Annotated in this window: 25 protein-coding genes and 1 other RNA gene; 8 read left to right on the forward strand and 18 right to left on the reverse strand. The window is 61.8% G+C overall.

What is annotated here, in order from left to right; genetic code table 11:
* Positions 1-15 precede the first annotated feature (15 nt).
* The 4 genes from PSJ8397_RS04560 to mgtE form a co-directional block, all read right to left on the reverse strand.
* A complete protein-coding gene (locus PSJ8397_RS04560; protein ID WP_085863334.1) occupies positions 16-915 on the reverse strand; it encodes a DMT family transporter in 900 nt (299 codons plus the stop codon).
* Positions 916-919: 4 nt separating this feature from the next.
* The gene (locus PSJ8397_RS04565) at positions 920-1,744 is read right to left on the reverse strand and encodes a TIGR00282 family metallophosphoesterase (protein WP_085863335.1); all 825 of its coding nucleotides are present in this window, start codon (positions 1,742-1,744) and stop codon (positions 920-922) included.
* Between the two features lie 151 nt (positions 1,745-1,895).
* Positions 1,896-2,453, reverse strand: coding sequence for a 5-formyltetrahydrofolate cyclo-ligase (locus PSJ8397_RS04570; RefSeq protein ID WP_085863336.1), 558 nt, complete (start codon positions 2,451-2,453; stop codon positions 1,896-1,898).
* Complete coding sequence (gene mgtE / locus PSJ8397_RS04575; protein WP_085863337.1) at positions 2,450-3,826, reverse strand: magnesium transporter; 1,377 nt, start codon at positions 3,824-3,826, stop codon at positions 2,450-2,452. The genes PSJ8397_RS04570 and mgtE overlap by 4 nt, the downstream gene beginning before the upstream one ends.
* A gap of 106 nt (positions 3,827-3,932) precedes the next feature.
* On the opposite strand from mgtE, the gene guaD reads away from it, so the two are divergent.
* Positions 3,933-5,231: a guanine deaminase gene (gene guaD, locus PSJ8397_RS04580; RefSeq protein ID WP_085863338.1), complete on the forward strand. Its 1,299-nt coding sequence runs from the start codon at positions 3,933-3,935 to the stop codon at positions 5,229-5,231.
* Here the strand turns inward: guaD and PSJ8397_RS04585 are convergent.
* From PSJ8397_RS04585 to PSJ8397_RS04600, 4 genes are all read right to left on the reverse strand, one after another.
* Entirely contained in the window at positions 5,228-5,698 is a 471-nt protein-coding gene (locus PSJ8397_RS04585; RefSeq protein WP_085863339.1) for a CAP domain-containing protein, read from the reverse strand. The genes guaD and PSJ8397_RS04585 overlap by 4 nt on opposite strands.
* A gap of 14 nt (positions 5,699-5,712) precedes the next feature.
* Positions 5,713-7,065 (reverse strand): 8-oxoguanine deaminase, encoded by a 1,353-nt coding sequence (locus PSJ8397_RS04590; RefSeq protein ID WP_085863340.1) that lies wholly within the window; start codon positions 7,063-7,065, stop codon positions 5,713-5,715.
* Positions 7,066-7,252: 187 nt separating this feature from the next.
* Positions 7,253-8,065 carry a histidinol-phosphatase gene (gene hisN / locus PSJ8397_RS04595; RefSeq protein WP_085863341.1) on the reverse strand — a complete coding sequence of 271 codons (813 nt, stop codon included), beginning with the start codon at positions 8,063-8,065 and terminating at the stop codon, positions 7,253-7,255.
* Positions 8,066-8,140: 75 nt separating this feature from the next.
* Positions 8,141-8,509, reverse strand: a complete 369-nt coding sequence (locus PSJ8397_RS04600; protein WP_085863342.1) for a helix-turn-helix domain-containing protein — start codon at positions 8,507-8,509, stop codon at positions 8,141-8,143.
* A 295-nt stretch (positions 8,510-8,804) separates the two neighbouring features.
* Between PSJ8397_RS04600 and PSJ8397_RS04605 the strand changes: the two genes are divergently transcribed.
* The gene (locus PSJ8397_RS04605) at positions 8,805-9,761 is read left to right on the forward strand and encodes an NADPH:quinone oxidoreductase family protein (RefSeq protein WP_085863343.1); all 957 of its coding nucleotides are present in this window, start codon (positions 8,805-8,807) and stop codon (positions 9,759-9,761) included.
* A gap of 60 nt (positions 9,762-9,821) precedes the next feature.
* Here PSJ8397_RS04605 and PSJ8397_RS04610 read toward each other — a convergent pair whose 3' ends face one another.
* Positions 9,822-10,733 (reverse strand): LysR family transcriptional regulator, encoded by a 912-nt coding sequence (locus PSJ8397_RS04610; RefSeq protein WP_085863504.1) that lies wholly within the window; start codon positions 10,731-10,733, stop codon positions 9,822-9,824.
* Between the two features lie 115 nt (positions 10,734-10,848).
* Between PSJ8397_RS04610 and PSJ8397_RS04615 the strand changes: the two genes are divergently transcribed.
* Positions 10,849-11,052: a DUF1127 domain-containing protein gene (locus PSJ8397_RS04615; RefSeq protein WP_085863344.1), complete on the forward strand. Its 204-nt coding sequence runs from the start codon at positions 10,849-10,851 to the stop codon at positions 11,050-11,052.
* A 206-nt stretch (positions 11,053-11,258) separates the two neighbouring features.
* Positions 11,259-12,035, forward strand: a complete 777-nt coding sequence (locus PSJ8397_RS04620; RefSeq protein WP_085863345.1) for a Bax inhibitor-1/YccA family protein — start codon at positions 11,259-11,261, stop codon at positions 12,033-12,035.
* Positions 12,036-12,247: 212 nt separating this feature from the next.
* Here PSJ8397_RS04620 and PSJ8397_RS04625 read toward each other — a convergent pair whose 3' ends face one another.
* The 9 genes from PSJ8397_RS04625 to PSJ8397_RS04665 form a co-directional block, all read right to left on the reverse strand.
* Positions 12,248-12,742, reverse strand: coding sequence for a GNAT family N-acetyltransferase (locus PSJ8397_RS04625; protein WP_085863346.1), 495 nt, complete (start codon positions 12,740-12,742; stop codon positions 12,248-12,250).
* Positions 12,743-12,814: 72 nt separating this feature from the next.
* Positions 12,815-12,982 carry a 50S ribosomal protein L33 gene (rpmG, locus tag PSJ8397_RS04630; protein ID WP_007814563.1) on the reverse strand — a complete coding sequence of 56 codons (168 nt, stop codon included), beginning with the start codon at positions 12,980-12,982 and terminating at the stop codon, positions 12,815-12,817.
* A 178-nt stretch (positions 12,983-13,160) separates the two neighbouring features.
* Positions 13,161-13,550: RNase P RNA component class A (rnpB, locus tag PSJ8397_RS04635), an RNA gene on the reverse strand.
* A 76-nt stretch (positions 13,551-13,626) separates the two neighbouring features.
* The gene (locus PSJ8397_RS04640; RefSeq protein ID WP_085863347.1) at positions 13,627-14,304 is read right to left on the reverse strand and encodes an N-acetylmuramoyl-L-alanine amidase; all 678 of its coding nucleotides are present in this window, start codon (positions 14,302-14,304) and stop codon (positions 13,627-13,629) included.
* 6 nt (positions 14,305-14,310) lie between these two features.
* A complete protein-coding gene (locus PSJ8397_RS04645) occupies positions 14,311-15,042 on the reverse strand; it encodes a hypothetical protein (RefSeq protein WP_085863348.1) in 732 nt (243 codons plus the stop codon).
* A gap of 47 nt (positions 15,043-15,089) precedes the next feature.
* Positions 15,090-16,559, reverse strand: a complete 1,470-nt coding sequence (gene gatA / locus PSJ8397_RS04650; protein WP_085863349.1) for an Asp-tRNA(Asn)/Glu-tRNA(Gln) amidotransferase subunit GatA — start codon at positions 16,557-16,559, stop codon at positions 15,090-15,092.
* On the reverse strand, positions 16,559-16,846 hold the full coding sequence (gene gatC, locus PSJ8397_RS04655) for an Asp-tRNA(Asn)/Glu-tRNA(Gln) amidotransferase subunit GatC (RefSeq protein WP_085863350.1): 288 nt from the start codon (positions 16,844-16,846) through the stop codon (positions 16,559-16,561). The genes gatA and gatC overlap by 1 nt, the downstream gene beginning before the upstream one ends.
* Positions 16,847-16,877: 31 nt before the next feature.
* Positions 16,878-17,534 (reverse strand): ceramidase domain-containing protein, encoded by a 657-nt coding sequence (locus PSJ8397_RS04660; RefSeq protein ID WP_085863351.1) that lies wholly within the window; start codon positions 17,532-17,534, stop codon positions 16,878-16,880.
* A gap of 105 nt (positions 17,535-17,639) precedes the next feature.
* Positions 17,640-18,089, reverse strand: a complete 450-nt coding sequence (locus PSJ8397_RS04665) for a nucleoside deaminase (protein WP_085863352.1) — start codon at positions 18,087-18,089, stop codon at positions 17,640-17,642.
* 130 nt (positions 18,090-18,219) lie between these two features.
* Here PSJ8397_RS04665 and PSJ8397_RS04670 point away from each other — a divergent pair, with 130 nt between their 5' ends.
* The 4 genes from PSJ8397_RS04670 to PSJ8397_RS04685 all read left to right on the forward strand — a co-directional run bounded on the left by PSJ8397_RS04670 (position 18,220) and on the right by PSJ8397_RS04685 (position 21,541).
* A complete protein-coding gene (locus tag PSJ8397_RS04670) occupies positions 18,220-19,053 on the forward strand; it encodes a pseudouridine synthase (RefSeq protein WP_085863353.1) in 834 nt (277 codons plus the stop codon).
* Between the two features lie 187 nt (positions 19,054-19,240).
* Positions 19,241-19,435, forward strand: coding sequence for a hypothetical protein (locus PSJ8397_RS04675; RefSeq protein ID WP_085863354.1), 195 nt, complete (start codon positions 19,241-19,243; stop codon positions 19,433-19,435).
* Between the two features lie 3 nt (positions 19,436-19,438).
* A complete protein-coding gene (locus PSJ8397_RS04680) occupies positions 19,439-20,317 on the forward strand; it encodes a 5-bromo-4-chloroindolyl phosphate hydrolysis family protein (RefSeq protein WP_085863355.1) in 879 nt (292 codons plus the stop codon).
* 24 nt (positions 20,318-20,341) lie between these two features.
* Complete coding sequence (locus PSJ8397_RS04685; RefSeq protein ID WP_085863356.1) at positions 20,342-21,541, forward strand: toxic anion resistance protein; 1,200 nt, start codon at positions 20,342-20,344, stop codon at positions 21,539-21,541.
* Positions 21,542-21,572 lie beyond the last annotated feature (31 nt).

The raw sequence follows: 21,572 nt of genomic DNA on the forward strand, positions 1-21,572 counted from the left end.
CCGCAGTCTCCCTCTTTAATTCGTCCCAGTGTCGCCCGTGGCGCGTGGCCGGACAAGGGACAGCCCCGCCAACATCAACGCCAGGGCCAGCCAGATGGCCAAAGCATAGCGTTCGCCCAACAGCACCATGGACCACAGCACCCCGAACCCCGTCACCAAATAGGCGGTTTGGCTTGCAAACACAGCGCCTGACCGTGCGATCAGCCACAAAAATCCCGCATAAATCAATGTGTGCCCTACCACGCTGCCCGCCACCGCCAGCGACGGCAGATCTGCGCCGAGACCCTTCAGCTGGCCGGTGATCACAGCACCGCCCGTGGCCACCGGCAAAAACAACAGCGCCGATCCCGCAAGCGCCTGCAAGGGGTGCATCCCATACAGGCCCCGCGCCGAGGTCAGCGTGCTGTTGGTGGCATAGCACAAGGGGGCCACCACCGCGACGCCCACCGCCCAAAGCGGGCCTGTCCCGAGGTCGGTGCCCATATCGCCGTGGGTGGCCGCGATCACCGCAATCGCCGCCAGCCCGCAGCCGATGCCCAGCGCCCGGCGCGCCGTCACAGGCTCCAACCCGATGACGCCGCCCATGAGCAGTGCAAAAATCGGGATCAACGCCATGATGATCGCCATCAGGCCCGCAGGCAAATGCGCGATGGCGGTAAAGCTGGCGAAATGGGGGATCAGCGTACCCAGAACGGCCACTTGGGCACAAAAAAGCCATTGCCAGCGCCCCCGTGGTGGCCCGTATCGCGCGGACAAAAGTCCGCCCAACACGAGCGAGGCCACCCCCTGCCACACCATGATCCCGAACGGCTCAAACCCGCCAGACACAGCAATCTTCGTCAGCGGCTGCATGATGCCCCAGCCCGCGCCAAACAAAATCAACGCCACCCACGGCAGGGCGTCGGCGCGGGTCAAGGTGCTAGTCAACCGGTGACGGCCCGTGTTGCGCCAACCGCCCCCCGTGGCGCACAGGCTCAACCCGTGTGGCCTTGCCGGTGCGGTCGTCGGTTTCAACATAAAGCCCGCTGAGCGTGGCCTCGCCCTTCGCAGGTTCAAACCGCGCCTTGGGCATGCCAGTGATAAACCGGCGCAGGGGTTCGTCTTTTTGCATGCCGATGACGGAATTGTAATCGCCGCACATGCCTGCATCGGATTGAAAGGCCGTGCCGCCGGACAGGATCATCGTGTCGGATGTGGGCACATGGGTGTGCGTGCCCACAACAACGGACGCGCGCCCGTCGCAGTAGTGACCCATGGCCATCTTTTCCGACGTCGCCTCACAATGCACATCCACCAGTGACGCCTGCACGGCACCCGCCAAAGGATGGGCCTTCAACACGGTTTCCACGGCAGAGAACGGATCGTCAAAGGCGCGTTTCATAAAGACCTGCCCCAGCACCTGCGTCACCAGAACCTTGCGTCCCCGCGTGGCCTCAAACACCCGCGCGCCTTTGCCGGGGGCCGCTTTGGAGTAGTTGAGGGGGCGGATGATGCGCGGTTCAGCCTCGCAGAATTGCATCATGTCTTTTTGATCAAACGCGTGGTCGCCCAGGGTCAAAACATCGGCCCCTGCGCCCAGCAAGGCTTGTGCATGTTTTGCGGTCAGCCCCGCGCCGTTTGACGCGTTTTCGCCATTCACCACGACGAAATCCAAGGCCCAGGCCGCGCGCAATTTGGGCAGCTCTTCCACGACGGCCGTGCGTCCGGCACGGCCCATGACGTCGCCAAGAAAAAGAATTTTCATCGGGGGGCTCCTGACACATGGATGTGGACGAAATGCATGTCTGTGGGGATTTGGATCGGAGGGCCAAAGGCCCTCCGATCCGCTGGGGCGCTGCCCCAGACCCCGGCATATTTGCGAAACAGCGAAACAGTCCGGAGGACAATTTGAGAGGTCATGGTTCGATGACGCCTTGTTCGGTGACGATCAGATCCAGCGGCTGATCGGTGGGCTCCAGCGGCAGATCCTCCATTTCCTGTGTGGCATAGGCAAAGCCAATGGCCAATGTAGGTTTCACGGCGCGCAGACCTTCGAGGGTGCGATCATAAAAGCCGCCGCCATAGCCCAAACGCCCGCCTTCGCGGGAGAACGCCACAAGGGGCACGATGACAATCTCAGGTGTGATCCAGTCGCCCTCCTTTGGGATCTGTGCGCCAAATGCGCCTGGGATCATGGCGCAGCCAGGGGTCCAGGCGCGGAACGTCAAAGGGGTTGCGGCCGCCTCGATCACCGGCAGGCCCACAGGGCCGTGGGCGGCGGCCTCTTCCATGGCGGGGGTCGGGTCAATTTCTGTGCGCATCTGCGCATACCCCGCCAGTGGTACGCCGCGGTAGCCTGCCAGCACGGCCGACAGGTGGCCCGCGTGGCCCTGCCCCTTGGCATGGGCCGCCTTACGGGCCGCGAAGGCCGCTTTGCGCGCGGCGTCTTTTCGGTCGGACAATGTCTGCGTCATAGCAGCATCACCGCAGCCAACCCCAGGAATGCGAAAAAGCCCACCACATCCGTGACAGTCGTCACAAACGCACCCGACGCAAGCGCGGGGTCAATCCCGACCTTTTCGAGCAACACTGGGATCGCGGTGCCCGCAAGCCCCGCAACCACCAGATTGATCACCATAGCCAGCGCGATCACCACGCCCAACATTGGCTCACCAAACCAGATATATCCCACGATCCCCATGATAACGGCAAAGGCCACGCCGTTCACGAGGCCCACCAAGACTTCCCGCCTGATCACCCGCCAGACGTTGGCGCCTGTCAGGTCTTTCGTCGCCATAGACCGCACCGCCACCGTGAGCGATTGCGTGCCCGCGTTGCCCCCCATGGATGCCACAATCGGCATCAGCACGGCCAGCGCCACCAGCCCTGCAATGGTCTCTTCGAACAGGGAAATGATCATGGAGGCCAGAATGGCCGTGACCAGGTTCACAGCCAACCACGGAAAGCGGCGTTTGGTGGTGGCGATGACCTTGTCTGTCAGGCTCGATTCCCCGTCCACACCGGCCAGACGCAGGATGTCTTCTTCGTGTTCCTCGTCCAGCACGATCATCGCGTCGTCGATTGTGATGACCCCCACAAGGCGGTCGTCTTCATCGACCACAGGGGCCGAGATCAGGTGATACTGATTGAACGCATAGGCCACGTCCTCTTCGTCCTGATCGACGCGGAACGTCCGAAACGACGGCTCCAGCAATTCGGTCAGATGGATGGCACGGGGTGTGCCCAACAGGCGCCCCAGCGTCACATAACCCACGGGTTTCATGCGCGGATCCACCAAGATCAGGTGGTAAAACTGTTCCGGCAGATCGTCCGAGGCGCGCAGATAATCAATCGCCTCCCCCACCGTCCAGTGGGACGGGGCGCGCACGACCTCCATCTGCATCAGCCGGCCTGCGGATTCCTCTGGGTAGGCCAGCGCCTTTTCCACCGCCATACGGTCCACGTCGCCCAGCGCATCCAGAACCTGTTCTTGCTGGTCGTCACCCAGATCCTCCACCAGATCGACGACATCGTCACTTTCCAGATCGCGGATGGCCTCGGCCAATTCACGCGGACCGAGGGCATCGATGACCTCTTCGCGCAGGTCATCGCCCAGCTCTGACAGGATGTCGCCATCCATCCCGCCTTTCCACAGGGCCAACAGCGAAGCGCGGCCCCGTTCGTCGATCTGTTCCAAAAGGTCAGCGATATCAGCGGGATGCAGCGGATCCAGCAGCGCATCCAGCTGCGACTTGTCCCCTGCTGCAACCGCATCCACCACCTGAGCCACCAGGTTGCGCGGCAAGCCCTCATCGTCGTCAAGAAGTGTGTCAGCGGCGTTAGACATGCGGCATCCTTTCGTTGGGGGCACCTTAGACAACTCCGCCATACCCTCAAGCGTTCAAAATGATTTGCCGATTGTCCACGGCAAGTCCGCACAGTAGGAAGTCGGCATGAAAGATACGTTGATATTTGGCCAAACCTTGGCGTTTCAGGCCGATCCCTTTCAGACGCCAATCGCGGACGCGGCACAGACGACGTCCCATGGCGGCGTCCTGATCCGGGGCGGCAAAATCGCAGCCGTGGGGGACGCCGACACCCTGCGCGCCCAAAACCCCACGGCCCGGATCATCGACCATGGCACGCACCTGATCACCGCCGGTTTCGTCGACGCCCATATGCACTATCCGCAGACGGCGATGATCGCGTCCTGGGGCAAGCGGCTGATTGACTGGCTCAACACCTATACCTTCCCCGAAGAGGCGCGCTTTGCCGACCCCGCCTATGCCGCAGACATTTCCGCGCGCACGCTTGATCTGGCGCTGGCCCATGGCACCACGACCCTCACCAGCTTTTGCACCATCCATCCGGCCAGCGTGACCGCCTTTTTCGATGCGGCAGAGGCCCGCCGCATGGCCGTTGTGGCTGGCAAAACCTGCATGGATCGCAACGCCCCAGACGACCTGCGCGATACCGCGCAAACCGCCTACGACGACAGCAAAACACTGATTGCGGCCCACCATGGCAAGGGCCGTGCCACCTATGCAATCACGCCGCGCTTTTCGCCCACCTCCACCCCGGATCAGCTGGCCGCCATGGGGGCGCTTTGGGCCGAACACCCTGAGACGTTGATGCAAACGCATCTCAGCGAACAGCTGGATGAAATCGACTGGGTGCGCGGCCTTTATCCCACCGCGCGCGATTATCTTGATACCTACGAAGCCCACGGCCTGCTGGGCGCACGCGGCCTGTACGGCCACGCGATCCACCTTGAGCCACGCGAAATCGACAGACTGGCAGAGGTCGGCGGCGCCGTGGTGCATTGTCCCACCTCAAACACCTTCATCGGGTCGGGCCTGTTTGACATGACCGGGCTCAAGGCCCGCCAGATCACCGTCGGGCTGGCCACCGACACCGGTGGTGGGTCGTCCTTTTCGATGCTGCGCACCATGGCCGCCGCCTATGAAGTCGCCCAACTGCGCGGTCATGCCCTGCACCCGGCCCAGCTGATGTGGCTGGCCACCGAAGGCTCGGCCCGCGCCCTGCACATGTCCGGTCAGATCGGCAGCCTGACCGTGGGGGCCGCTGCAGACATCGCCGTTCTCGATCTCGCCTCCACCCCCGCGATTGCCCAGCGCAGCGCCCGCGCCGCGGATCTGTGGGAGGCGCTGTTCCCGACCTTGATGATGGGCGATGACCGCGCCATCGCCCAAACCTACGTGGCCGGACAGCCCGTCAAACGCCAAGCTTAACAGCCGCGTCCCAACACCAGCACCCAATTGTTGGCCGTGCGGCCAATCCCAAATTCTGTGACATCGCTGAGAAGAATATTGCGGCGGTGGCCAGACGAAGTCATCCACGCCTCCATCACTTGCGCGGGCGTGCGCTGTCCGCTGGCGATGTTTTCCGCCCGCGCACAGGTATAGCCCGCCGCCCGTGCACGATCCGAAAAGCTGCTGCCGTTTGATCCTGTGTGGCCAAAGAAATCCTGCGTCTGCATGTCTTGCGCATGGCCTTGCGCCGATGCGCTCAACCGGCTGTCTTCACGGACAGGCCCACGTCCGTTTTCAGCCCGCGCCGCATTCAGAAGCGACATGAACGATCCCGATGGCTGCACAGCAACAGGCGTGCCACCGCCTGTCGAGGGGGGCGTCGTCGGTTGCGACGGCGAAGCACACGCCGCCAAAGCGGCCACGGCTGCGATAAGAATGAAACGCATGATGTCTCCTGTTGTTAACTCTGCATGGCTTGGACCAATTGCTGTTGGCGTACAATGGTTCCCCTTAAATCAAAGCTAACAACGCGGCCATCCGCCACCACCGGGCGGCCTTCCACCAAAAGATCGCGCACCTGCGTGGGCCCCGCAAGCAATATGGCCGCCGGATCCCAGGATCCCGCAGATTGCACGCCGGTCACATCCCAAATCGCAATATCGCCCCGTTTTCCAGGGGCTATTTGCCCGCAATCATGGCGCCCCAAAACCTCCGCGCCGCCGCGCGTGGCAATCTCCAACGCCTCACGCGCTGACATGGCATCCGCCCCCAAGGCCACGCGCTGCAATAACATGGTCTGGCGGGCCTCACCAATCAACGACCCTGCGTCATTGGACGCAGACCCGTCGACCCCAAGCCCCACAGGCACCCCCGCATCGCGCATCGCGCGCACAGGTGCGATGCCGGACCCAAGGCGACAGTTGGAACACGGGCAATGGGCCACACCGGTTTTGCTTCGCGCAAAAAGGTCAATCTCCCGTCCATCCAGCTTGACGCAATGGGCATGCCACACATCGTCCCCCGTCCAGCCAAGGTCTTCGGCATATTGACCGGGGCGGCAGCCAAAGGTCTCCAGCGAATAGGCGATGTCTTCGTCGTTTTCCGCCAAATGCGTGTGCAGCATGACACCTTTGTCACGCGCCAGGGCGGCCGCATCCCGCATCAGATCACGGCTGACGGAAAACGGCGAACACGGTGCCACACCCACCCGCACCATCGCCCCCTCCGACGGGTCGTTATGGGCGTCGATGACGCGAATGCAATCCTCCAGAATATCGGCCTCCCGTTCCACGAGGCTGTCGGGCGGAAGCCCCCCGTCGCTTTCGCCAATGCTCATCGCACCGCGTGTGGGATGGAACCGCAATCCCACCTCTTGGGCGGCTGCGATCGTATCATCCAACCGCGCCCCGTTGGGATACAGGTACAGGTGATCCGACGTCAGCGTACAACCCGACAGCGCAAGCTCCGCCAAGCCGATCTGCGCAGACACAAACATCTCCTCAGGCCCAAACCCCGCCCAGATCGGATAAAGCGTCTTCAGCCACCCAAAGAGCAGCGCATCCTGCCCCCCGGGCACCGCCCGCGTCAGCGTCTGATACAGATGATGGTGCGTGTTCACCAAACCGGGTGTGACCACACAGCCCCGCGCGTCAATCACCCCCCGCGGGCCCTGCGCGGGATACGCCCGCTCAAGGTCCACCCCTACGCCAACAATCACCCCGTCGCGGATCAAAACATCCGCCCCACGCAGCTCTTCGCGGGCCTCATTCTGCGTCAGAATATAATCCGCGTTCCGGATCAGTGTCTCGGCCATACGCCCGATCTCCTCTTCCCCGTTCGGTCTACAAAAACGTGTCGCCAGAACGGAAAAAAGGACGCGACAGACCAATCATACGTCACGTCCATTGACGGGCTCAAGCCCCCGCTTCTTTGGGTCAAAAATACCTAAAACCGCGCGCTCTGCGCGCGCGGATCGGATCGGGCGCAGCCCGATCCGATCGCTAATGCCGCGCCAAAATCTCCAAGGCCTGCGCATGGATGGAGGCATTGGCCGCCGCAATGACCTGCCCCCCCTCATGGGCTGGCCCGCCGCCCCAATTGGTCACGATCCCGCCTGCGGCCTGAACCACGCTGATGGGCGCCTGAATGTCATAGGCGCTCAGCCCTGCCTCGATCACCAGCTCCACCTGTCCTGCCGCCAAAAGCGCGTAGCCATAACAATCCATGCCATACCGCGTTAGCTTGCAGCCTCGTGCCACCGCATGAAACGCCGCCCCCTCCCGTGCTGACCCCACTTCGGGAAATGTCGTCAGGATCGTGGCCTCGGCCAGATCCTCAACCCGTGACGTCGCAAGGCCCCGCGCGCCCAGCGGCCCCACCATGTCAGCTTGCCCGAAACCGCCCTCAAACCGCTCCCCGATATAAGGCTGATCAATGATGCCATAAACCGGCCCCCGCGCGTCCCGCAGGGAAATCAACACCCCCCACGTAGGCGTCCCGCTGATAAACCCACGGGTGCCGTCAATCGGGTCCAGCACCCACTGCAACCCACTCGTCCCGTCCGAGATGCCAAACTCTTCGCCAAAGATCCCATCCAGTGGCCTGCGGTCTGCCAGAACGGCGCGCATGGCCTGCTCTGCGGCGCGGTCCGCCTCCGTGACCGGATCAAACCCGTCTGCATCCTTGTTGTCTGACGCAAGGCCCATCCGAAACAGCGGCAAAATGACCGCCCGCGCCGCATCGGCCATGGCATGGGCACAGGCCCGCACCTCGGCCGCAGACGTGGGATCAAGATCAACTTCACGCAAAGACATCAGCGCACCTCACAAAGAAACATCGCCCCGCGGTAGCGGGGCGATGCCATAGACGTCAAGGTGCGATCGTGGCCGTCAGGCAGCGTCGCTCAGCACGCGGGCCAGATCAAACAGGCGGCGGCGCTGGTCTTCAGGGATGGAATAATAGCTGCGCAGCAGCTCCAACGCCTCTTTGTCCGTCATGATATCGCTGGGCATGCCGTTCAGGTCCGCAGGCATGCTGTCTTCGTTCAGACCTTCAAAGAAGAACGCGATATCCACGTTCAGCGCATGGGCGATATCCCACAAACGGGACGCGCTGACGCGGTTCATCCCCGTCTCATATTTCTGGATCTGTTGGAATTTGATGCCAACCTGCTCAGCGAGCTGTTGTTGCGTGGTTCCGCTGACCCAACGGCGATGGCGAATGCGTTTGCCAACATGTACATCTACTGCGTGTTTCATAAGTGTTCCCAAATCTGCTGTCCTCGCACGTTGCCTGTCTGACCCTGAGTGAAGGGGTCGACAACGGGCGCTATCGGCGATTGGTATTCCGCGCGCTCCAGCGACACGCAAGGGTTGTAGGACGGGTCCTGTCCTAAAGTGCAGGTCCAAAACACCTTTGCGTCATTTGGAGCGGCGAAAATTTGTGCATCCGACGCGGCGGCAAACCTGCGATGACCTTGCCAATTCAAATGCCCCCCTGCTATGGCCACCCATATTTTCTCCTTGTCGCCCCTTGCCCAGAAAGCCCTGCCAAATGCGCGCCTTTACGGTCACAGACCACGCCCAAGCCCCCACCCTGACACAGATTGAGGCCCCAACCCCCGGCCCCGGCGATGTGCTGCTTGAGGTTGAGGCCTGCGGTCTGAACTTCGCCGATCTGTTGATGGCAAAGGGCACCTACCAAGACACCCCCACCCCGCCCTTTACACTGGGAATGGAGGTGTGCGGCAAAGTCATCGGCCACGGCGACGGCGTCACAACCCCGCCCCTCGGGGCGCGGGTGGCCGTGTTCGGCGGCCAGGGCGGCCTGGCCGAGGTCGGCACATTTCCCGCAGCCCTTTGCCGTGTGGTGCCCGATGCCATGTCCGCGGCGCAGGCGGCGGGGTTTCAGGTGGCCTATGGCACGTCCCATCTGGCGCTGACGCGGCGGGCGCGGCTTCAGGAAGGGGAGACGTTGTTGGTGCTGGGCGCTGCGGGGGGTGTGGGACTGACCGCCGTTGAAATCGGCAAAGCCATGGGCGCGCGGGTCATTGCCGTGGCGCGCGGGGCCGCCAAGCTCGATATCGCCCGCGCCGCAGGGGCTGATCATGTGCTGGACGCCAGCGCCGACATCACGGCTGAGGTCCGCGCCCTCGGGGGGGCCGATGTGGTCTATGATCCTGTAGGCGGGGACGCCTTCACCGCCGCCTCCCGTGCGACCAACCGCGAGGGCCGGATCATCGTCATCGGCTTTGCCAGCGGCGATCTTCCGCAGGTGCGCCCCAATCATCTGTTGGTCAAAAACATCGACCTGATCGGGTTCTATTGGGGCGGCTATCTTCAGTTCAACCCCGCGGCCCTGACCGACAGCATGGGCGAATTGCTCGATTGGTATGCCGAAGGCCGCCTGAAACCACATGTCAGCCATGTTCTGCCGCTGGATCAGGCCGCCGATGCGTTGGATCTGTTGCGCAGCCGCAAAAGCACCGGCAAGGTTGTCGTCACCCCCTGATTGCGGTGCGCTGAACGGGCCGGATAAGCGGGCCGAGCCGGACAGGCCGCGTCGCGCCCCCTATGCCGTCCGCCGCCGCCCTCCGTTCATCCTCGCGTTCATCCCCGCACTCATCGCCGCCCATTCCGCCATATAAGACTGACGGATCAGGTCCTGCAGCGTGCTCTGCACCGCGTCGTCCCTGTTTTGCATATACAGCACGATCTGCGTCGACCCCGGATCGGGCAGGTTTGCCTCAGGGGGCAGAACGTCGGTCTGTTCGGGCATGGATCCCTTGATGATCGCGTTCACAGCCAAATCCGCGCTGATCACAGCCTCAACCGCCTTGTCGGCGGCCGATTCAATCACCATCGACCAATCCAGATCCGCGTCATCCAGCCGTTTCAGCACGCCAGACCGGAAAATACAGGACGAACAAAACGCCACCGGAAGGGGGCGCTGTTTCCACGCAGTGCCCCCCTTGGCCCCCACCCAGACCAACGGCAAGGTCACCAACGCCTCGCCCCCCTCGCCGGGGCTTTCTTCGGTGGTCAGGATGGCGTCCAGCTCTCCCTTGGCGAATTGGTCGCGCAGGCTGCGGGTCGGCGCGGACATCAGCCTGATCTGCATGCGCGGGAACAATTGCGCAAATTCACGCAGGACCGGCGGTACGTAAGGGTAGATGATGTCATGGGGCACGCCCAAAAGGATCTCCCCCTCATAGTCTTGTGACGTCAGCCGATGCAGGGCCTCATCGTTCAGCGCCAGCATCCGCCGCGCATAACTGAGAAGGTGTTCCCCCTGCGGTGTCACCGCGATCTGGCGGTTGGACCGGTCCAGCAATCCGATGCCCAAGGCCTCCTCCAGCCGTTTCAACTGCATCGACACCGCCGATTGCGTCAGGTTCAGCACCCCCGCCGCCCGCGTCACACCGCCCGCATCGGCCACCGCCACGAACGACCGCAAGGCCGTCAAATCCAGATTTCTCGCCATATCACAAATCCTGATACCAAATCCATCAATCATTCATTTCCATTATGTCATGGGATGGTCGATACATCAAGATATCGAATGCAATCCGCACTGACTATCACGAAAGGAAATACCAATGACCGCCCTGACCTTCGCACGCCCCCGTCCCTCCTCCGCTGGCCGTATGCGGTCTATTGCCTTGATGATCGCCGTCGTCCACGAACGCCGCGCCCTGCGCCGCCTGACGTCCAGGCAGATGGCAGACATGGGGGTTTCGGCCGCTGATATCGCACGGGAAATTCAACGCCCGTTTTGGGATTTTCCCACAAATCGCCCATAAAACAGGCGCTCCCGCAGGCCCCCGTGACATTCGCAACAATTTGACAAAGGCAAACCGGCGCACCTTGCCGGTTTCCCTTGAAAAACGGGGGCAACATGACAATATTCACCCCAAGGGAGTTCCGGCAGCCCACCTTGGGTTGGCCCTGGGGCCCGTGTAAATGACACACCACGCCATACACGATCAACCTTGGAGGGAATTCATTCATGGCTGACTACCGCAACCCGCAGATGACCGCCGCAACAGGCGCGCGGACTGCACACATTGACGAGGGCCTGCGCGCCCACATGAACAAAGTCTACGGGCTGATGTCCGGCGGCCTGTTCCTGACATTTTTGGCCGCCTGGGCCATCGGCACAATGACCGTGTCCGCCACACCCACCGAATACACATTGGGCGGCGGCCGTTACCTGACCGATCTGGGCGCCACACTGTACCTCAGCCCGCTGCGCTGGGTGCTGATGTTCCTGCCGCTGGTGATGGTTTTTGCCTTTGGCGCCATGATCAACCGCATCTCATCCGCCGGCGCGAACCTGTTTTTCTACGTGTTCGCCGCTGCAATGGGCGTTTCGATTTCGTGGATCTTCGTGGCCTTCACAGGCACTTCCATCGCGCAGGTGTTCCTGATCACCTCGATCGCCTTCGCCGGTCTGTCCCTGTGGGGCTACACCACCAAACGTGACATCTCCGGTTGGGGCAGCTTCCTGATCATGGGCGTGATCGGCCTGATCGTGGCCTCCATCGTCAACATCTGGCTGCAGTCTGATGCGCTGGGTTGGGCCGTATCCGTGATTGGCCTGCTGATCTTCGCGGGCCTCACCGCCTACGATACGCAGCGGATCAAGAATGAGTACGTCGCCCACGCGGCACATGGCGATCAGGAGTGGTTGGACAAATCCGCGATCATGGGATCGTTGAGCCTCTATATCAACTTCATCAACATGTTCATGTTCCTGCTGCAGTTCCTCGGCAATCGAGAATAGCCGCTGTTGGAGTGAGACATTTGGGGTCGCCTTCGGGCGGCCCTTTTTCGTTTGCCGTCAGGCCATACGAAAAAGGCGGATCGGATGGGCTTCGCCCATCCGATCCGTTGTCTGTGTTGAGAGGACTGAATGGTGGGGTATCCCTGCACCTGCCCATGTCAGACAAATTGGCTGGGACGGATTTTGCATATTTTTGAAACAGCGAAACGGGATCACAAGGCGCGCGACATTTCCACGGCCGGAAAGTCGATACCGGGTCCAAGGGGGACAGTGACCTTTGTCCCTGTTTCGAACCCCATTGCGGTGTAGAAGGGCTCGGCGGTTCGCGTGGACAGGCACATCATGCGGCGCAGGCCCTGGGCCTGTGCAGTCGCAAGGATATGATCCATCAACGCACGTCCCACACCCTGCCGTGTGGTGTCTGGATCGGTCGCGACGTGGCGGATGTGGCCCACGCCGCGCGTCACCGCCCCGCCCCCAGGTGCGGCGACCGTCCAGCCCCCTGCCCCCAACAGCCGGCCTGCGTGTTCGACACCATAATAGGTGCCACTCGTGATCAGATCAGGCTGGGCGCGACTGATCAGCGGCAGAGCCATCACCAAGATAGACGCCGGATAATCCCCCTTGAGGAGCCGCGGATAGGACCGCGCCAAAAGGGTGTCGACCTGTCCAATATCTTTTGACGTTGTTGGTCTGATCGTGAACATCGCGCCCTCCTTCCCAAACGAAAACGGGCCACCCGATGGGTGACCCGCTGTCTTGTTCAAAGTCAGGCAGACTTACTTGATCTTGCCTTCTTTGTATTCGACATGCTTACGCACCACGGGGTCATACTTCCGGACCACCATCTTTTCGGTCATGGTGCGTGCGTTTTTCTTGGTCACGTAGAAGTGGCCAGTGCCTGCGGTGGAGTTCAGGCGGATCTTGATCGTGGTTGGCTTCGCCATAGGCTCTCTCCGATTGCGCGCAGCCCGCGGCCACGCGTGAATTCATAATGAACCCGCCTTCTACGGGGTTTGTGGCGTGAGTCAACAGCCAAAGGATGGATTTCCGTGGGCGCAGAAAATTGGCCGCAAAAGCGCCCTGCGCACCCGCACGACTGCCCCATTGGGCAAACGTGCGCGGAGGGTCTATAAGCCGGATTTTGTTCCTTTGGGGCCGTGACCCCAAATTCGATGACCATTCATCTCAGACGTCTGTTGCCAGACGCCCTCTAGCTGCCAACCCGGACCTGCTCGGATCAAGGCGATCCTGGGGTTGCCCCCACGCGGTCCCTATTTGGCATTGCTCCCGGTGGGGCTTGCCATACCGTTGGTGTTGCCACCCCCGTGGTGGGCTCTTACCCCACCGTTTCACCTGTGACCGCGCGTGCGCGGCTGACTGTTCTCTGTGGCGCTGTCCGTCGGGTTGCCCCGCCCAGGCGTTACCTGGCACCGTGCCCTGATGGAGTCCGGACTTTCCTCCACGGCGCATTTCGCGAAGCGAATGCGCCGATCGCGGCAGTCGTTTCAAAGAAACGATGAGAGCGAACGTCGTCTACGCCGTGCAAAACAAGCCGCGGCGGTCATCCGACCCTCCGCGCGTCTTCGCCCTACGAGGTGGCGGACATTTGCGCAAGACCAAAGCGCGCGGCCAGATCAGCGGCCAGCGCGCAATCTGTCCCATCCAGCGGGCCAAGATAGCCCGCACGGTGACGCAGGCGGAAGGCGTCCAGCAGGACCTCAAACGCCACATCCGCCGTATATCCAAAGGCCGCCGCATCGCGCCGGAACGCCGCCTCGGTCGCGGCGCAAGGCGCGGTTGGGGCGGCGGTGATGGCAAGGTCTTGCCGCGCCAGTCGGGCCCAATCAAATCGCGGCCCCGGGTCGATCTTGCGCCCGGGCGCCAGATCGGAATGGGCGATAACGCGGTGGGGCGGGATGGTCCAGCGGCCCATGATGCCCCGCATCAGCCCCTCAAGCGCGTCCATCAGGGGCGCGGCAAAAGGGGACGCGCCGTCGTTCGACAGCTCAATCCCGATGGAGCGTGAATTGACGTCCGTGACATCACCCCACCGCCCTGCCCCCGCGTGCCAGGCGCGCATGTCTTCGTCCACCAAAGACACGACGTCCCCTTGGGGGGAGATGATGTAATGCGCCGACACCTCGGCCTCCGGGGCGCACAGCCAGTCGCGCGCGCGGGTCCAATCGGGCATCGCGGTATAGTGCAGCACGATCAGATCAGGCGTCGCCCCATCGCGCCGCGGGCCAAAGTTGGGCGAAAGGCCCATACCGGTTTAGTTGCCGGAGGCCAGCGTGCGGAACGGTTGTGGATCCCAACCGCAGGCGAACCCGTCCCCATCGGGGTCAAGGCCCAGCCGGTCGCGCTGTGGGCCGCCCCGGCTGATGAAATCGCGCTGCGCCTCATCCGGTGTGCGGTACTTGGCGCAATTGCGGGCAAAGCGGTTCGCCGCGTTGAAGCCAGTGCGGTTGAACACAGACTCGCCCAGATTGTTGGGCGCTTGCAGGGCATATTGCACGATGTTGGGGCCAGTGTTGCCATTGCGATCCGGCAGATCCGTGACCTCGATCAACTGATAGGCCGCCGCCTGCCGTTCGCGCCGCTGGGCATCGCTCTCGATGCTTTCGCGGGCTGACACGGCGCCAAAATCCTGCTCGTCCGAGATATCGCCATTAGACCCTGACTGAACGGGCAAAGCGCCGCCGCCTGCCGCCACAGGTCCGCCGCCGATGCCCGCCGCCGCCAGATCAGAGGCATCCACCCCGCCAGTCGCGGCAGGGCCAGTTCCCCCAGTCGGCCCAATTCCGGAAGCGTTTGGCGTTACGATTGCGCCATTAGGGGCCACGGTCGGGCCAACCTGTCCGCGCAACTCAGCCTCACGGCGGGCGCGGTCCAGCTCAAATTCAGCAAAGTCGTTGAAGCCCACGCCCTGCCCGCTGTCAGGCACCTGCGATGCACATCCTGCCAGAACCAATGCAAAGGTTCCAAAAATCACTGTCTTTTTCACGGGCTTGCCTGCCTATCTTGTCATCTGAACCGGTGTCGCTGGGCGGTTTACCACCAGCGACCCGGTTTTGCTACAAATTGCGCGGCCTGTTCCAACGCGTAGGCAGTATTCAGCAAATCGCCTTCTTCCCACGGACGGCCAATCAGCTGCAGACCAAGGGGCAGCCCCGCCGCATCCACACCCGTCGGCACCGCAATCCCGGGCAAGCCCGCCAGATTCACCGTCACGGTGAACACGTCGTTGAGATACATTTGCACCGGATCATCGAACTTTTTGCCAAGTTCAAAGGCCGCGGACGGCGTGGCAGGTGTCAAAATCGCATCCACCCCTTGGGCGAACACGTCGTCAAAATCGCGTTTGATCAGGGCACGGACCTTGCGGGCACGATTGTAATAGGCATCGTAAAAGCCTGCGGACAGCACATAGGTGCCGATCATCACGCGGCGTTTCACTTCGTTACCAAAGCCCTCGGCCCGCGTCTTTTCATACATCTCAGTGATGCCATCGCCCGCGTCCAGTTTGGCGCGGTGGCCGAACCGCACGCCGTCATAGCGCGCCAGGTTCGATGATGCCTCAGCCGGGGCAATCACGTAATAGGCCGGCAGCGCGTATTTGGTGTGCGGCAACGAAATATCGACAATCTTCGCACCTGCGTCGCGCAACATCGCCGTGCCATCTTCCCACAGCTTTTCAATCTCCGCCGGCATGCCGTCCATGCGGTATTCCGATGGAATGCCAATGGTCTTGCCCCGAATGTCGCCCGTCAACGCGGCCTCAAAATCCGGCACAGGCAGATCAGCACTCGTGCTGTCCTTTGGGTCATGGCCACACATGGATTTCAGCATGATGGCCGCATCGCGCACGTCTTTGGTCATCGGCCCCGCCTGATCAAGCGAGGACGCGAAGGCCACGATGCCCCAGCGCGACACACGGCCATAGGTGGGCTTGATGCCCGTAATGCCGGTAAAAGCCGCAGGCTGGCGGATGGACCCGCCGGTGTCGGTGCCCGTGGCCCCCAGACACAAATCCGCCGCCACGGCAGAGGCGGACCCGCCGGAGGACCCACCCGGTGTCAATTCAGCACCGCCCGCTTTCCACGGGTTCACGGCGTTGCCATAAACAGACGTCTCATTGGACGATCCCATGGCGAATTCATCCATGTTGAGCTTGCCCAACATCACCGCGCCGTCGTTGAACAGCTGCGTGGTGACGGTGGATTCGTATTCCGGCTTGAACCCGTCCAGAATGCCCGACGCCGCCTGCGACGCCACACCCTTGGTGCAGAACAAATCCTTGATGCCCAGCGGAATGCCGTTGAGGTCCCCGCCATCCTTGCGCGCGTCTGCGGCCTTCGCCTGCTCCATTGCGATCTCTGGCGTTTTGTGCACAAACGCGCCCAGCGCATCCGCGCCTTCGATCTGGGTCAGACAGGCCTCGGTCAACTCAACAGAGGTCACATCGCCCTTCTTCAGCGCATCGCGTGCGGCGGCGATGGTCAGTTTGTTCAGATCAGTCATTATTCCACCACCTTCGGCACGGCAAAGAACCCTTCGCGGGCATCGGGTGCGTTTTTCAAAACCGCCTCCGCCTGATCGCCGTCGGTCACAACGTCGTCGCGGCGTTTCAGGCGCTGCGGGGTTACGGATGTCATGGGCTCCACGCCCTCCACATCGACCTCATTCAGCTGTTCGATAAAGCCAAGAATGGCGCTGAATTCGCCAGCCAATTCAGGCAAATCAGCCTCTTCCACCTTGATGCGGGCCAATTTGGCCACGCGGCGTGCGGTTTCCGTGTCGATGGACATGGGATTCTCCGTTTGAACGTTTGGCGCTGCTTTACGCGTTTGGGCGGGGCGCTTCAACCGTGTGGCGGCGGTAAACCTCGATCATCCAGGCCAGCATAACCCCATTCAGGATGTGCCAGAAAATATGGGTGCCCACGGGGAAGACGTCACACAGCGGCATATCAAGGCTGCGCAGGGTGATCGACAGCGACAGGATCGCAGCCCCTATCACGAACCCACGCGCCGTGGCAGGCATCTGGCGGCGGTAGATCGCGGCATAGGCCAACAGCAAAATGGGCACCGACCAGTAGAAGTTCGAAATCCCGAAAAAGGGGACAGGGTCCAGTGCAAGGGTGACACCGGCGGCAAAGGGCGCAAAGCCCAACGTCCCAATCAGTGCGGCCCACAACGGCCAGCCCACCATGTGCCGGTTGACCACAAACAAATAGACGAGGATGAAAATGCCAATGGGGGCCACATCCGCCAACGCAGCCCAGGCCGTGGCGTGGGTGTGAAACAGGTAGCTGCCGACCCCGATGGCGAACAGAACGACGCACAGAACGCGGCCCCAAAACAGATGTGACACGCGGGTCCACATCAAAATGGCCGCGATGATGAATGACGCATTGGTCAGCGCGTTCAGCGGCTCCGACCAATAGGTGAAATCGGTGCGTTCGCAGTAGCCGTCGAAGTGTTCAAACCAGTCCATCGTTGGTCCTTTTTCTGTCCTGGCCACATCTTGGTCCCAACCGAGGTTGGCACAGCTGCCATACGCCAGCCATACGCGAGCCATACGCAAACCATACCGCTATTTTCAGCGTTTGGCGGCGAAAAAATCGAGAAGCAAAGCCTGCGCCTCTGCCTCTGCCAGCCCGTCATAGACCTCGGGTTTGTGGTGACATTGGGCATGCGAAAACACCCGCGGCCCCTGTGCCACGCCGCCCGATTTGGGATCGGCCGCGCCGTAATAAAGCCTTTGAATTCGGGCGTTTGAGATGGCAGCGGCACACATGGGACAGGGTTCCAACGTCACGTACAAATCGCACCCCGTCAGCCGTTCCTGGCCCAGTTCTGCACACGCCGCCCGAATGGCCAAAACCTCCGCATGGGCGGTCGGATCCTTGAGTTCCCGCGTCCTATTCCCCGCCGCGGCGATGACCTCGCCCAAGGGCGAAACCACCACCGCACCCACCGGCACCTCACCGCGAAGGGCTGCGGCGCGGGCCTCTGTAAGGGCCTGATCCATATGGGTTTTAAAGGTCATGGGTGTTTTCATGGCGGGCGTGGCGCTGTTTGGCAAGCGCGAGATTTAGGTATTTTTGACCCAAAGAAGCGAGGGCGCGCGCGATTGGATGCCCATTGCAAGCCGCGCGCGCAAGGCTTAGGCGGCATACATGACTGATGAGACCGAAAAAACACCGCCGGGCGACCGGATCGCCAAGGTTCTGGCCCGCGCAGGCGTGGCCAGCCGCCGCGAGGCCGAAAAGATCGTCGAGGCGGGCCGCGTGAGCGTGAACGGCAAGACCGTGCTGACGCCTGCGTTGAATGTGACCCCAAAGGACCGGATCTTACTGGATGGCGCCCCCTTGGCCACGCCTGAGCCGCCGCGCATGTGGTTGTATCACAAGCCCGCAGGTTTGGTCACAACCGAACGGGATGATCAGGGCCGTGAGACGGTGTTTGACGCGCTGCCCAATGACATGCCGCGGGTGATGTCTGTGGGGCGGCTTGATCTGAATTCCGAGGGCCTGTTGGTTCTGGTCAACGATGGCGACCTCAAACGCAAGATGGAGCTGCCCGCCACAGGCTGGCTGCGGCGCTACCGTGTGCGCATCAAGGGCAGCCTGAGCGAGGCCAAGCTTGATGTCTTGCGCAAAGGCATCGAGGTGGACGGGGTCCGTTACGCCCCGATGGAGGTCACATTTGACCGCCAACAGGGGGCCAATGCCTGGCTGACCGTTGGCCTGCGCGAAGGCAAAAACCGCGAGATCCGCCGCGTGATGGAAGCGTCAGGCGTCATCGTGAACCGCCTCATCCGCATTTCGTACGGGCCATTTCAGCTGGGCAATCTGAAGGCCGGGGACGTGGAAGAGGTCAAGCAGCGCATCGTCAAAGACCAGATGGGCCTGCGTGAGCGTCCCAAGCCGCAACGCACCCGCAAAGCGCCTCCCAAGGGCAAGCGTCCGACCCGCGCTGGCAAACCTACGGGGAAAACGCCGCCCAGATGACCCTTGCCCCGCCTTGACAGGTCTTGCATGGTGTTTTGAGCCGAAGATGGGGACCAAATGGCCGAAAGTGTGGGATATTTTGCCTGTTTCATGGCGGTTTTGACCGCTTTGACGGCTGTGGCCCCTAAAAACCGGCCGGCCCTTGGCTTACGTATGAGAGCATCTGAAACAGCGGATGCCCTGCGCAATGGCCCGTTTTATCATCTTTTTGGCCGTTCTGGCCGCTGTGATCGCTGTGATCACCGCCGTTCGCCGCGCGTGGCGAACCGCGTTGACCCACGCTGAGGACCCGAATTTGCCGAAATCCATGCAAACCCTGACCTATATCCTTTTGCTGCTTTTGATGCTGGGCGTTGTCACCGGCTGGCTGGAGGGGCTGTAGCGCATGGCCCAGAAGTTTGGTGGTAAATTCAGCCCCAATGCGACGTCGGGCGCGTCTGCGAACGCATCTGCCCCGGTTGCCCCTGCCCGCACGCCCGATGCCGCGGGCGCCAAGGCCAACATCCTGTTTTTGCCTGGGCTGTTGTTGGCGTTTTTGTCTCTGAATGAGGGGGCAGTTGGTTTGGCGATGGGCCTTGGCGGGGCGGTGTTGCTGGTTTTCGCGGCATGGCTGACGCGGGACGGCATTCGCGCCCAGGCGGCCTATGATGCGCGCAAGGTGGCGCGGCGTCCGGCCATTCCGCGCAAAGCCTTCGGGTCGGTCCTGACGGGCGCGGGGATCACTTTGGCGTCGCTTATGAATGACGGATCGGTTGTGGCGGCGGTGATCTACGGCGTGGTCGCAGGCGCACTGCATCTGACGTCGTTCGGCATGGATCCGCTGCGCGACAAACGCATGGAGGGGATCGACACCTTTCAACAAGACCGTGTCGCCAAGGTTGTGGATGAGGCCGAGGCGCATCTTACCTCCATGCGCGATCACGTCGCCCGCATCAACGACCGTGACCTGACCGCCCGCGTGGACCAGTTTCAGGCCGCTGCCCGCAAGATGATCCGCACGGTCGAAGAAGACCCGCGCGATCTGACCGGCGCACGCAAATTTCTGGGGGTCTACCTGATGGGCGCGCGGGATGCCGCCGCCAAGTTTGCCGATCTTTACAAACGTCAGCGGGACGCGGGCGCGCGCGCTGATTTTGAGGCCTTGTTGGCCGATCTTGAGCAGAACTTCGCCGCCCGCACCGAAAAATTGTTGCTCGATGACCGAAGCGACATGGATATTGAAATCAAAGTGTTGCGGGACAGACTGCAACGAGAAGGCCTGTAAGACAGGCCAAACGAAGGGGACATTATGTCAGATACAGTCGCAAAAAACATGCAAGCCGCGCAAACCCAGCTGGCCGAGGTTGAAAAGGTCACCGCCGTTGTGCTGGCCGAACCCAAGGGCGAACTGGTCACGCTTGAGGCCGCCGATGCGCCCACCAGCGCCGAAATCACCAAACGGATCGCGGAATTGAACATGGAAGACACCAATTCCATCATCTCGTTCGGGTCAGCCGCGCAGGCGGAATTGCAGGAAATCTCTCAATCCATGCTGCAGGGCGTGCGCAACAAGGACGTGGGGCCCGCGGGCGACAGCCTGCGCCAGATCGTGACAACCATTCGCGGCTTTAACGTCAGCGAATTGGACGTGCGTCGCAAACGGTCGTGGTGGGAAAAGCTGCTGGGCCGTGCGGCCCCTGCGGCCAAATTCGCCGCCCGCTTTGAGACGGTGCAGGGCCAGATTGACAAGGTCACCGATGATCTTCTCAAGCATGAACATGTGCTGCTAAAAGACATCGAAAGCCTTGATGTTCTTTATGAAAAGACCCTCGATTTTTATGATGAGCTGGGCCTTTATATCGCCGCAGGTGAGGCCAAGCTGGCCGAGATGGACTCCACCGTCATCCCCGCCAAAGAGGCCGAAGTCGCCGCAGCGCCTGAGGATCAAGGCGTGATGAAAGCGCAAGAATTGCGTGATCTGCGCGCCGCCCGTGACGATCTGGAACGCCGCGTGCATGACCTGAAACTGACCCGTCAGGTCACGATGCAGTCCCTGCCCTCCATCCGTTTGGTGCAGGAAAACGACAAATCACTGGTGACCAAGATCAACTCCACCCTGATCAACACCGTGCCCTTGTGGGAAACGCAGCTGGCGCAGGCCGTCACCATCCAACGCTCCGCCGAGGCGGCAGAGGCCGTGCGCGACGCCAATGACCTTACGAATGAGTTGTTGATGGCCAACGCCGAAAACCTGCGTAACGCCAACAAGGTCATCCGCACTGAAATGGAACGCGGCGTCTTCGACATCGAAGCGATCAAAAAGGCCAATGCCGATCTGATCGGCACGATCGAAGAAAGCCTTCAGATCGCTGACGAAGGCAAGGCCAAGCGCGCCGAGGCCGAGCAAGAGCTGCAAACGATGGAGGCTGAGCTGAAAACCACCCTCGCCGCCGCCAAAGCCCGCAGCACGGGCACCGGTGATGCCATCGGCACGGCCACAGGGGCGTAAGACCTTTTGGACCACACAGGCGGCATTTCGG

The sequence above is a fragment of the Pseudooctadecabacter jejudonensis genome (genome assembly GCF_900172275.1).
In the GTDB taxonomy this organism is placed as follows: Bacteria; Pseudomonadota; Alphaproteobacteria; order Rhodobacterales; family Rhodobacteraceae; genus Octadecabacter; species Octadecabacter jejudonensis.

Bases quoted from the DNA above. Each gene is read 5' to 3' on its own strand.
- PSJ8397_RS04620 (WP_085863345.1), top strand. From the start codon at position 11,259: ATGGCTGACTACCGCAACCCGCAGATGACCGCCGCAACAGGCGCGCGG.
- hisN (WP_085863341.1), bottom strand. From the start codon at position 8,065: ATGTCTTTGCGTGAAGTTGATCTTGATCCCACGTCTGCGGCCGAGGTG.
- PSJ8397_RS04570 (WP_085863336.1), bottom strand. From the start codon at position 2,453: ATGACGCAGACATTGTCCGACCGAAAAGACGCCGCGCGCAAAGCGGCC.
- PSJ8397_RS04670 (WP_085863353.1), top strand. From the start codon at position 18,220: ATGACTGATGAGACCGAAAAAACACCGCCGGGCGACCGGATCGCCAAG.
- PSJ8397_RS04660 (WP_085863351.1), bottom strand. From the start codon at position 17,534: ATGGACTGGTTTGAACACTTCGACGGCTACTGCGAACGCACCGATTTC.
- PSJ8397_RS04585 (WP_085863339.1), bottom strand. From the start codon at position 5,698: ATGCGTTTCATTCTTATCGCAGCCGTGGCCGCTTTGGCGGCGTGTGCT.
- PSJ8397_RS04615 (WP_085863344.1), top strand. From the start codon at position 10,849: ATGACCGCCCTGACCTTCGCACGCCCCCGTCCCTCCTCCGCTGGCCGT.
- PSJ8397_RS04625 (WP_085863346.1), bottom strand. From the start codon at position 12,742: ATGTTCACGATCAGACCAACAACGTCAAAAGATATTGGACAGGTCGAC.
- guaD (WP_085863338.1), top strand. From the start codon at position 3,933: ATGAAAGATACGTTGATATTTGGCCAAACCTTGGCGTTTCAGGCCGAT.
- PSJ8397_RS04665 (WP_085863352.1), bottom strand. From the start codon at position 18,089: ATGACCTTTAAAACCCATATGGATCAGGCCCTTACAGAGGCCCGCGCC.
- PSJ8397_RS04685 (WP_085863356.1), top strand. From the start codon at position 20,342: ATGTCAGATACAGTCGCAAAAAACATGCAAGCCGCGCAAACCCAGCTG.
- gatA (WP_085863349.1), bottom strand. From the start codon at position 16,559: ATGACTGATCTGAACAAACTGACCATCGCCGCCGCACGCGATGCGCTG.
- PSJ8397_RS04680 (WP_085863355.1), top strand. From the start codon at position 19,439: ATGGCCCAGAAGTTTGGTGGTAAATTCAGCCCCAATGCGACGTCGGGC.
- PSJ8397_RS04610 (WP_085863504.1), bottom strand. From the start codon at position 10,733: ATGGCGAGAAATCTGGATTTGACGGCCTTGCGGTCGTTCGTGGCGGTG.
- PSJ8397_RS04675 (WP_085863354.1), top strand. From the start codon at position 19,241: ATGGCCCGTTTTATCATCTTTTTGGCCGTTCTGGCCGCTGTGATCGCT.
- rpmG (WP_007814563.1), bottom strand. From the start codon at position 12,982: ATGGCGAAGCCAACCACGATCAAGATCCGCCTGAACTCCACCGCAGGC.
- PSJ8397_RS04590 (WP_085863340.1), bottom strand. From the start codon at position 7,065: ATGGCCGAGACACTGATCCGGAACGCGGATTATATTCTGACGCAGAAT.
- gatC (WP_085863350.1), bottom strand. From the start codon at position 16,846: ATGTCCATCGACACGGAAACCGCACGCCGCGTGGCCAAATTGGCCCGC.
- PSJ8397_RS04565 (WP_085863335.1), bottom strand. From the start codon at position 1,744: ATGAAAATTCTTTTTCTTGGCGACGTCATGGGCCGTGCCGGACGCACG.
- PSJ8397_RS04605 (WP_085863343.1), top strand. From the start codon at position 8,805: ATGCGCGCCTTTACGGTCACAGACCACGCCCAAGCCCCCACCCTGACA.
- mgtE (WP_085863337.1), bottom strand. From the start codon at position 3,826: ATGTCTAACGCCGCTGACACACTTCTTGACGACGATGAGGGCTTGCCG.
- PSJ8397_RS04600 (WP_085863342.1), bottom strand. From the start codon at position 8,509: ATGAAACACGCAGTAGATGTACATGTTGGCAAACGCATTCGCCATCGC.
- PSJ8397_RS04640 (WP_085863347.1), bottom strand. From the start codon at position 14,304: ATGGGCCTTTCGCCCAACTTTGGCCCGCGGCGCGATGGGGCGACGCCT.